General features: G+C 73.6%; 8 protein-coding genes. 4 read left to right on the forward strand and 4 right to left on the reverse strand.

Going from position 1 to position 10,029, the window contains the following annotated elements; translation table 11 throughout:
* Window positions 1-265: 265 nt before the first annotated feature.
* A complete protein-coding gene (locus DVH02_RS24100) occupies window positions 266-928 on the reverse strand; it encodes a phosphatase PAP2 family protein (protein ID WP_114625929.1) in 663 nt (220 codons plus the stop codon).
* A gap of 170 nt (window positions 929-1,098) precedes the next feature.
* Here DVH02_RS24100 and DVH02_RS34890 point away from each other — a divergent pair, with 170 nt between their 5' ends.
* Window positions 1,099-2,055, forward strand: a complete 957-nt coding sequence (locus DVH02_RS34890; RefSeq protein ID WP_147286116.1) for a hypothetical protein — start codon at window positions 1,099-1,101, stop codon at window positions 2,053-2,055.
* A 181-nt stretch (window positions 2,056-2,236) separates the two neighbouring features.
* On the opposite strand, the gene disA is transcribed toward DVH02_RS34890, so the two are convergent.
* Together disA and radA are read right to left on the reverse strand one after the other, a co-directional pair.
* The gene (gene disA, locus DVH02_RS24115) at window positions 2,237-3,361 is read right to left on the reverse strand and encodes a DNA integrity scanning diadenylate cyclase DisA (protein WP_114625932.1); all 1,125 of its coding nucleotides are present in this window, start codon (window positions 3,359-3,361) and stop codon (window positions 2,237-2,239) included.
* A 44-nt stretch (window positions 3,362-3,405) separates the two neighbouring features.
* A complete protein-coding gene (radA, locus tag DVH02_RS24120; RefSeq protein ID WP_114625933.1) occupies window positions 3,406-4,815 on the reverse strand; it encodes a DNA repair protein RadA in 1,410 nt (469 codons plus the stop codon).
* Window positions 4,816-5,024: 209 nt separating this feature from the next.
* Between radA and DVH02_RS24125 the strand changes: the two genes are divergently transcribed.
* The gene (locus tag DVH02_RS24125; protein WP_233518434.1) at window positions 5,025-6,842 is read left to right on the forward strand and encodes a sigma-70 RNA polymerase sigma factor region 4 domain-containing protein; all 1,818 of its coding nucleotides are present in this window, start codon (window positions 5,025-5,027) and stop codon (window positions 6,840-6,842) included.
* A gap of 167 nt (window positions 6,843-7,009) precedes the next feature.
* Here the strand turns inward: DVH02_RS24125 and DVH02_RS24130 are convergent, their stop codons facing one another.
* Window positions 7,010-7,876 (reverse strand): hypothetical protein, encoded by an 867-nt coding sequence (locus DVH02_RS24130; RefSeq protein WP_114625935.1) that lies wholly within the window; start codon window positions 7,874-7,876, stop codon window positions 7,010-7,012.
* 40 nt (window positions 7,877-7,916) lie between these two features.
* On the opposite strand from DVH02_RS24130, the gene DVH02_RS24135 reads away from it, so the two are divergent.
* Window positions 7,917-8,849, forward strand: coding sequence for a Ppx/GppA phosphatase family protein (locus DVH02_RS24135; RefSeq protein WP_114625936.1), 933 nt, complete (start codon window positions 7,917-7,919; stop codon window positions 8,847-8,849).
* A 221-nt stretch (window positions 8,850-9,070) separates the two neighbouring features.
* On the forward strand, window positions 9,071-10,029 hold a 959-nt coding region (locus DVH02_RS24140), incomplete at its 3' end, for a sugar phosphate isomerase/epimerase family protein (protein WP_233518433.1).

The following is a 10,029-nucleotide window of genomic DNA, read 5'->3' on the forward strand; positions in this document are numbered from 1 at the left end:
GGGGGATGGGGGGTGGGGAGCGCGCCGTCCGGGGCGTACGCGGCGTCGTCTGAGGTGTGCGCGGGGGTAGCAGTCATGGCACCACCGATCCTGGCACGACCGGGAGCGTGGACGGTGCAGCAGGCGGGCGTGCGCCGGAGGTTGTCACACGCCCGGGTCCGCCCGCGTCCGCGCTCCCTGTCCTTTCCGTACCGCTCCCGGTCCGTCTCTCGTGTCTCTTCCGTATCTTTCGGGTAGACGTCCGGGCGGGCGATCTGCCGTGCGGTCAGCGGCGGCCGGCGCTGTGCCGGCCGCGCTCGACGGCGGGGCGGGCGCCCGTACCGGTGCCAGGACCCGCCAGCCAGAGCGCGAGCCCCGAGCGACTGGTCCGCATCGTCCCCACCAGTGTCTGCAGGGGCTTGGCGGCCAGCAGCACGACGAGCGTGGCCACCAGACCGCCGAGCACCAGGCCCACCGCGACGTCGTGCGGGTAGTGCACGCCGACGAAGACCCGTGAGAACGCCATCAGCAGCGCCATCGGCACGGTGAGGTAGGCGAGCACCGGGCGGGCGAGGGCGAGCGCGATGGCGGCGCCCCCGGCGATCGTGGAGTGGTTGCTCGGGAAGGACCAGTCGCCGACGGGCGGGCAGGCGACGAGCGAGGCGCCCGCGCCGACCACCGCGCGGCACGGCCTGTCCTCCGTGAAGAAGGTCTTGAGCACCTCACTGCACAGATAGGCGACGGCCGTCGCCAGCGGAGCGAGGACCGCCACGGCCACGGCGCGCGTGCCGGAGGGCCGGGCGAACCACCAGACCGCCACGAAGAGAGCGCCGAACAACAGCAGTCCGGCCTCCGTCCACAGCTCTGCCAGGTGTTGGAACCAGGAGGGGGTCCCGCGGGCGAAGTCGGTTATGTCGAGATAGAGATCGCTGGTTGCGCTGCTGTCCATGGGGAGAACGTACAGAGTTCACCCGGGGTTCCCCGCACGCGCCTTCCGCTGCCCGATTTCCTTCGCCCGAAGGGCCGATGGCACCCCACCGGGATGATGATCCCTAAAACTTGCCAAGACGAGCGGCATGGGGGCGGGAGTTGGCCCCGATCTCTCGTACAGTTTGCGCCGTGGGATCTTTGCGCAAACCGGTCGGGCCGCTTCCCTCCACCATCTACTGGCGACGGAGGGCTGTCGCGGCGACTCTGATCGCGCTGCTCGCGTTGCTGGTCGTATGGGTCGTCAGCTTCGGCAGCGGTGGGGGGAACAAGAAGACGGGCGACACCTCCGACGGCGCCAACCCCACCAAGACCATCGGTCCCGGCCCCTCGGGCTCGGGTCCCGCCATCAGCCAGCAGCCCGGCGGGCGCGACGACTCGGGCGGCTCGGGCGGCTCCGGCGGCTCCGGCGGCGACGGTACGGGCGGCACCGACGCGGGCGGTGACGGCGGCAAGAGCGACGGCGGCAAGAACGGCGACAGCGGCGGCTCCGGCGGCTCCGGCGGCTCGGAGGGCGGCTCGGGCGGTTCCGGTGGCTCCGGCGGTTCGGGCGGTTCGGGCGGCGCGTCGGACGGCGGCGGCGGGGCGGGCTCCGGCGGCGGTACGGGCTCCGGCTCGGGCTCCGGCTCCGGCGGCGGTACGGGCTCCACCGGTACGGGCCGTCAGCTGCCGGCCGGCTCCGCGCTCCCCGACTGCGCCCCCAACTCCCTCACCCTGCGTCTGGCCACCACGAAGGTCGCCTACGCGCCCGGCGAGAAGCCCGCGTTCCGGCTGACCGCCACCAACACCTCCGGCACCCGCTGCAAGGCCGACTTCGGGCCGAAGGCCATCGTGCTGACCATCACCGACGCGGACGACGACCAGGTCTGGACCTCCAAGGACTGCCCGAAGACCGGCGCGTCGTTCTTCGAGGTCCCCGCCAACGGCACCGTCACCCGGACCGTCGAGTGGGACCGCAAGAAGAGCACGTCGAAGTGCGCCTCCCCGCCGCCCGGCGCGGTCGGCCCCGGAACGTATCTGGTGGAGGCCAAGACGGCGGGCGCCACCGTGAAGCAGGGCCAGCAGTCCATCCGGCTGGAGAAGGACTGACCCCGCCCCGGGGCCTCCCGTCCGGACCGGGCCGGGCTCGCGCCCGATCCTGACGAAGGACCCGGCCCGTCACCCGCGACGCGCGAACGCCCCGGCCGAAACGGCCGGGGCGTTCCCCGTGCGCCACCCGACGGGGCGCGCCTCGCACGGAGGCCCTGCGTGCAGGGCCCGCGCGTAGGCCCTACACGTACCGCTCCAGGATCGACGACTCCGCCAGCCGCGACAGCCCCTCGCGCACGCTCCTGGCCCGCGCCTCGCCGACACCGTCGACCGTCTGGAGATCGTCCACACTCGCGGCCAGCAGCTTCTGCAGCCCGCCGAAGTGCTCGACCAGCCGCTCGATGATGGCGTTCGGCAGCCGGGGCACCTTCGCCAGCAGCCGGTAACCACGCGGCGAGACCGCCGAGTCCAGCGTCTCGGGCGACCCGCTGTAGCCCAGCGCCCGCGCCACGATGGGCAGTTCGAGCAGCTCGGGATGGGTGAGGCCGTGCAGCTCGACCAGCGCCTCGTCGACCGTGCGCGAGCGCTTCGCGGTCGGCTCGGGCACGTAGTCGCGCGCGACCAGGTCCCGCTCCGGATCCACGCCCGCGATCAACTCGTCGAGCTGCAGCGAGAGAAGCCGGCCGTCGGTGCCCAGCTCCACCACGTACTCGGCGATCTCCGTGGCGATGCGGCGCACCAGCTCCAGCCGCTGCGCCACCGCCGTCACGTCCCGGACCGTCACCAGGTCCTCGATCTCCAGGGCGGAGAGCGTGCCCGCGACCTCGTCCAGCCGCAGCTTGTACCGCTCCAGGGTCGCCAGCGCCTGGTTCGCCCGCGACAGGATCGCCGCCGACTCCTCCAGGACCCGGCGCTCCCCGTTCACGTACAGCGCGATCAGCCGCATCGACTGCGACACGGAGACGACCGGGAAGCCGCACTGCTTCGACACCCGGTCCGCCGTGCGGTGCCGGGTGCCCGTCTCCTCGGTGGGGATCGAGGACTCCGGGACCAGCTGCACGCCGGCCCGCAGGATCTTGGTGATGTCCTTGTCGAGAATGAGCGCGCCGTCCAGCTTGGCCAGCTCGCGCAGGCGCGTCGCGGTGAACTCCACGTCCAGCACGAAGCCGCCCGTGCACATCGATTCGACGGTCTTGTCCATGCCGAGGACGATGAGACCGCCGGTGTTGCCGCGCAGGATCCGTTCCAGCCCGTCGCGCAGGCCCATACCCGGCGCGACAGCGCTCAGGGTGGCGCGCATCAGCGCTTCGTTGCCGGAGCCCGCGCCGGATTTTCCGGGCGCTGATGCCCGGTCGTTGGCTGCCACTGCACTCCTCCGGCTCGTACGGATGGGCGAGACCAGGGCAAAGTCTACCGGCGAGCGTTGTCGTCCCGTGGGGCGTCCGCACGACCCCGGCGCGGCAACGCCCTCAGAGCATCACCCATATCAGCGACTTCTGTGACCTTCATACCGGCGGGGATCTTTCCCGGGTCGGTCGGAACGAGCGCCTGGGTGAAGCCCAGACGGTGTGCCTCGGCGAGCCTGCGCTGCACTCCCGTGACCCGTCTGACCTCCCCCGCGAGCCCCACCTCACCGATCGCGACCAGGTTCTTCGGGAGGGGGGTGTCGCTGGCCGCCGAGGCCAGCGCGAGCGCCACCGCGAGGTCGGCGGCCGGCTCGGTGAGCTTCACGCCCCCCACCGTCGCGCTGTAGATGTCCCGCTTGCCGAGCGCGCTGATGCGGCCGCGCTGCTCCAGCACCGCCAGCATCATCGAGACCCGCGAGGTCTCCAGACCGGAGGTGGTGCGCCGGGGTGAGGGGATCTGCGAGTCCACCGTCAGCGCCTGCACCTCCACGACGAGCGGACGCTTGCCCTCCAGGGTGACCGTCAGGCACGTACCGGGAACGGGCTCGTCGCGGCGGGTCAGGAACAGCCCCGACGGGTCGGTCAGCCCGGTGATCCCCTCGTCGTGCAGCTCGAAGCAGCCGACCTCGTCGGTCGCCCCGTACCTGTTCTTGATGCCCCGGACGAGCCGCAGCCTGGCATGGCGGTCGCCCTCGAAGGACAGCACGACGTCCACGAGGTGCTCCAGCAGCCGCGGACCCGCGATCGCGCCGTCCTTGGTGACGTGGCCCACCAGCAGGGTGGCCATCCCGCGCTCCTTCGAGGCGCGGATGAGCGCGCCCGCGACCTCGCGCACCTGCGCCATCCCGCCGGGAGCGCCGTCGATCTCGGGCGAGGCCACGGTCTGTACGGAGTCCAGGATCAGCAGCGACGGCTTGACCGCGTCGAGATGGCCGAGCACGGCGGAGAGATCCGTCTCGGCGGCGAGATACAGATCGTCGTGGAGCGCCTTGATCCGGTCGGCGCGCAGCCGCACCTGGCTCGCGGACTCCTCGCCGGTCACATAGAGCGTGCGGTGCTCGGGCCCGGCCGCCTTCGCGGCGACGTCGAGCAGCAGCGTGGACTTGCCGACGCCCGGCTCGCCCGCCAGCAGCACCACGGCGCCGGGCACCAGACCGCCGCCCAGCACCCGGTCCAGCTCGGCCACCCCCGTGGAGCGCGCGGTGGCCGTACGGACGTCGACCTCGCCGATCGGCAGCGCCGCCGTCGAGACCCGGCCCGCGGCCGTGGTCCGCACCGCGGGCGCGCCGTACTCCTCCACCGTGCCCCACGCCTGGCATTCGGGGCAGCGGCCGAGCCACTTGGCGGTCGTCCATCCGCACTCGGTGCAGCGGTAGGACGGCCGGTCCTTCGCGGATTTCGTACGGGCAGCCATGGCGTCACCGTATAGGGGCCCACCGACACTCCCGACCGGGGCGGGTGCGCCGGGGGCGCCGGGGATCCGCCAGGCGCCACGAAAGAGGGAGAGGGCGATACCAAAGTAGACATTCATGTCCCCTTTTGAGGGATAGCTTCACCCGTAAGAATTAAATGTGCTCAAGGGGTGTGAAGGGCGCGGGCCCGAATGTCTACCGTCGCCGGGTGATGAGCAGCAGCCCCGAGCCCCCCACGCACACCACCGGCGCACACCGCGCGCTCCGTCGTGCGCCCCAGTCGGTGGCGCAGCACCCGCCCGCCCGGTACGAACCGTATCTGGACGGCCTGTTCACCTACTGCCTCTCCGTGCTGTGCGACCACGGCGCGGCCACCGAGGTGTTGGGTGACGTCCTCGCCATCTCCGAGCGCCAGCAAGGCCGTTGCCCCGCCGGGACGGACGGGCGCAGAGCATGGCTGTACGCGATCGCCCGCTGGGCGTGCCTGCGCAAGGTGACCGAACAGCGGCGCGGCAGGCAGGGGGCGCATACGGGCCACCGCGCCCCGGAGCGGGCGGCGGAACCGGCGGCGGAGCCCGCCACCGAGCCGGAGACCGCCGCGCGCCACCGCGGCGAACTGGCGCTGCTGGCCTGGCCGGAGGCCGCGGGCACCACCCCCGAGCAGCGCGAGGTGCTGGAGCTGTCCGTACGGCACCGGCTCGCCCCGGACGAGGTCGCCGCCGTGGTGTCCATGGAGCCGTCCGCGGCCCGCGAGCTGCTCTCCTCCGCCGCCTGCGAGGTGGAGCGCACCCGCGCCGCGCTCGCCGTCGTCGACACCGGCGACTGTCCCTCGGTGGCCCGGCTCACCGGCGACCACCAAGTGCTGCTCTCCGCCGCGCTCCGGCGCGAACTGGTCCGGCACGTGGACGACTGCCCGCGCTGCCGCCGCGCCGCCGAGCGTGTCGAGGCGGCCGGTCCCTGGCCGGGATCGCGCCCTCCGGGCCGGGTGCCGGAGTCCCCGGCCGCCGCGCCCGCCGTCCTGCCGCTGGTCACCGTGGAGCGCGGCGCCGCGTACGCCGCCATGACCCGGGCGCCCCGGGCCCGCGCGAGCGCGCCGCGCTTCGACCGCAGCGGCTTCCCCATGGACCCCAAGGACCGGGCGGCCCGCCGCGACCGGCTGCGGGCGCGCGCCGTGACCACCACCGTCGTCGCGACCGTCGTCGCCGCCCCGGTCCTCGCCCTCTGGGCCGCGCACCGGGGCGTTCCGCAGACGGGCGAGGGGCACAGCGGCTCCTCGGTGACCGCGGGCGAGACGGAGACACCGGACGCCGTGGACGGAGAGCCCTACGAGCACTACGAGAACGCCGGTATCGCGCAGGACGGCAAGGGCTCCCGCTTCGTCGAGGGCAGCCGGTCACCCGACGTCTCCGTCGAGGTCATCAGCGACGGCGCCGGCGTGCCGCCGGTCGGCCCGGGACGCTCGAACCCCGGCCGGATCACGGTCGAGGCCCACCCCACCGGGGACACGACGCTGATCACGCTCCGGGCTTCCGGTGGCGAGCCGGTCTCCTGGACCGCGGGGACGGAAGCCCGCTGGCTCCGGCTGAGCAGCCACTACGGCACGCTCGCACCCGGCGAGTCCAGCACGGTCCGCGTCACCGTGGACCACCGGCGCACGCCCTCCGGACCGTGGAGCGCGCGGATCGCGCTCTACCCGGCGGGCGCGGTGGTGAAGATCCACGGCTACGGCCCCAGGCCGCCCGCCTCCGGCCGCCCCGGACAGACCGGCCGCCCCGGCCGCCCCGGCGTTCCCGGCTCCCCGGGCAGCACCGCGCCGACCTCGCCGCCCGGCGGCTCGGGCCCTGGACCGTCCAGGCCCACCGTCCCGGCCCCCTCGGACCCGAGCGGGCCCGGCCCCTCCGACCCCGGCTCCAGCACCGGCCCCTCCGACCCGGGTCCGTCCGGCCCCGGCCCGTCGGACCCGGACCCCGGCCCCGGCAGCCCCGATCCGACGGGGACCGCTCCCGAGGATCCGTCGCCGTCGGGCTGAGAGCGGACCGGACGCGGTACCGAGGAGCAGAAACGTTTCGGAGCCGGGCGGTCGGCCAGGCGCCGTCGACCGCCGTCGACCGCCGTCGACTTAAGGCGCGTGACGGCGCCCGACAGCGCCCGCAGGGGAAATCGCCCCTCACCACCCGGCCGACCCGGCCGGGTGGGTCACGCGCCCGCCGCGCCCGCCGCGCCCGCCGGATCCGCCGGGTGCGGGGCGAGCAGCGGCAGTTCGCTCGCCATCCGCCGCTCGCACAGCTCGGCCAGCCGCTCGTACCCCTCCTTGCCCATCAGCTCGGTCAGCTCGGGCCGGTACGTCTTGTACACGGGCTCGCCCGCGCCGTGCGCCGAGGTCGCCGACGTGCACCACCAGTGCAGATCGTGGCCGCCCGAACCCCAGCCGCGCCGGTCGTACTCCCCGATCGACACCTGGAGCACCCGGGTGTCGTCGGGCCGGTCGATCCAGTCGTACGTGCGCCTGACCGGCAGCTGCCAGCAGACGTCCGGTTTCGTCTCCAGCGGTTCGCGCCCCTCGCGCAGCGCCAGGATGTGCAGCGAGCAGCCCGCGCCCGCCGCGAAGCCGGGACGGTTCTGGAAGATGCACGAACCCTCCCAGCGCCGCGTCTGGCGGTCGCCGTCCTCGTCGGTCTGCGTCCAGCCCGTACGCGTGCCCTCCGCGTGGAACTGCCACAGGTCGGGAGTGAGACGCGCCACATGCTCCGCCACCCGCTTCTCGTCGTCCTCGTCCGAGAAGTGCGCGCCCAGCGTGCAGCATCCGTCGTCCGCGCGGCCCGCCTCGATGCCCTGGCAGCCACTGCCGAAGATGCAGGTCCAGCGCGAGGTGAGCCAGGTCAGATCGCAGCGGAAGACCTGTTCTTCGTCGGCGGGATCCGGGAACTCCACCCAGGCGCGGGCGAAGTCCAGCCCCTTCTCGTCGGGCACGTCCGGAGCGGCGACCCGGACCTCCCGACGCCGCTCGTCCTGCTTCTTCGGGCCCTGAGCTTTGCCCGGCTTCGCCTTTTTCGTCTTTGGCACGGGTCCAGCGTATGCGCGCGCTCGCAGTAGCGTTCCGCCCATGAGACTCGGAGTCCTCGACGTCGGTTCGAACACGGTGCACCTGCTGGCTGTCGACGCGCACCGCGGTGCCCGCCCGCTGCCCGCGCACTCGCACAAGGCGGAGCTGCGGCTCGCCGAACTCCTCGACGCGGACGGCGCGATCGGCCCCGAGGGCGTCGACCGGCTGGTGGCCACGGTCGCCGACGCCCTCCAGGCCGCCGAGGACAAGGGGTGCGAGGACGTACTGCCCTTCGCCACCTCCGCCGTGCGCGAGGCCAGCAACGCCGACCAGGTGCTCGGCCGCGTCAAGAGCGAGACCGGAGTGGATCTCGAAGTGCTCACCGGCGAGGAGGAGGCCCGGCTCACCTTCCTCGCCGCCCGCCGCTGGTTCGGCTGGTCGTCCGGGAAACTGCTGGTCCTGGACATCGGCGGCGGCTCGCTTGAGATCGCGTACGGCATGGACGAGGAGCCGGACGCCGCCGTCTCCCTGCCCCTGGGCGCGGGCCGGCTCACCGCCGGACGGCTGCCCGGCGATCCGCCCGACCCGATCGACGTGAAGGCGCTGCGCCGCCATGTACGGGCGGAGATCGCCCGTACGGTCGGCGAGTTCTCCCGCTTCGGCACCCCGGACCATGTCGTCGCGACGTCCAAGACCTTCAAGCAGCTGGCCCGCCTCGGCGGAGCCGCGCGCTCCGCCGAGGGCCTCTACGTACAGCGCGAGCTGAGCCGCGCGTCCCTGGAGGAGTGGGTCCCCAAGCTCGCCGGCATGAACGCCCTCCAGCGCGCCGCGCTCCCCGGCGTCTCCGAGGGCCGCTCCTCGCAGCTGCTGGCGGGGGCGCTGGTCGCGGAGGGGGCGATGGACGTGTTCGGCGTCGACACGCTGGAGATCTGCCCCTGGGCGCTGCGCGAGGGGATCATCCTGCGCCGACTGGACCAGCTGCCGACGACGTGACGGGCTGCTGGGTGCGGGGCCGGTCCTTACGGCCCGGCGCGTGACGGGGTGCTGCGTGCGGGTCCGGTCCGTACGGCCTGGCGCGTGACGGGGTGCTGCGTGCGGGTCCGATCCGTGACGGCCCGGCCCGGCCCGGTCCGTGACGGCCTGACCCCTTACGCCCCGGTGCACCGGCCGCAGCGCGCCACCGCCCGCCCGGAGCGTGCCCGTACGCTGTCCCCGTGGCAGAACCAGTGGTGCGCACCCCGGACGCGAAGGTGGCGCTGTCGACGGCCTCCGTCTATCCGGAGTCGACGGCGACCGCCTTCGAGATCGCCGCGCGCCTCGGATACGACGGCGTCGAGGTCATGGTCTGGACCGATCCGGTCAGCCAGGACATCGACGCGCTGCGCCGGCTCTCCGACCGGTACGGGGTCCCGGTCCTCGCCGTCCACGCGCCCTGTCTGCTGATCACCCAGCGGGTCTGGTCGACGGATCCGTGGGTGAAGCTCCAGCGGGCGCGGACGGCGGCCGAGCGGCTCGGGGCGAGCACGGTGGTCGTGCATCCGCCGTTCCGCTGGCAGCGCCAGTACGCGCGGGACTTCGTCTCCGGCATCTGGCGGATGGCGGAGGAGACGGACGTCAGGTTCGCCGTCGAGAACATGTACCCGTGGCGCTACCGGGACCGTGAGCTGCTCGCCTACGCCCCCGAGTGGGACGTGACCAAGGACGAGTACCGGCACTTCACCCTCGACCTCTCGCACACCGCGACCGCCCGTTCCGACACCCTGGCCATGGTCGACCGGATGGGCGACCGGCTCGGCCATCTCCACCTCGCGGACGGCAATGGTTCGGCCAAGGACGAGCACCTGGTGCCGGGGCGCGGCACCCAGCCGTGCGCCGAACTGCTGGCGCGGGTCGCGCGCGGCGGCTTCGACGGCCATGTCGTGATCGAGGTCAACACCCGGCGCGCGATGTCCGGGGCCGAGCGCGAGGCGGACCTCGCGGAGGCGCTGGCGTTCGCCCGCCACCACCTGGCCGCCCCGACGGGCGCGCCCGGCCCTCCACTGGCCCCGCGCACTCCTCAGGTCCCGGGCACTACACAGGTCCCGGGCACTACACAGGCCCCGGGCACTCCGCAGGCCCCGGCGACCACCTCAGCCACCCCTGCCACCCCTGCCACCTCAGCCGCCCCTGCCGC

This window comes from Streptomyces corynorhini (assembly GCF_003346515.1).
GTDB lineage: Bacteria > Actinomycetota > Actinomycetes > Streptomycetales > Streptomycetaceae > Streptomyces > Streptomyces corynorhini.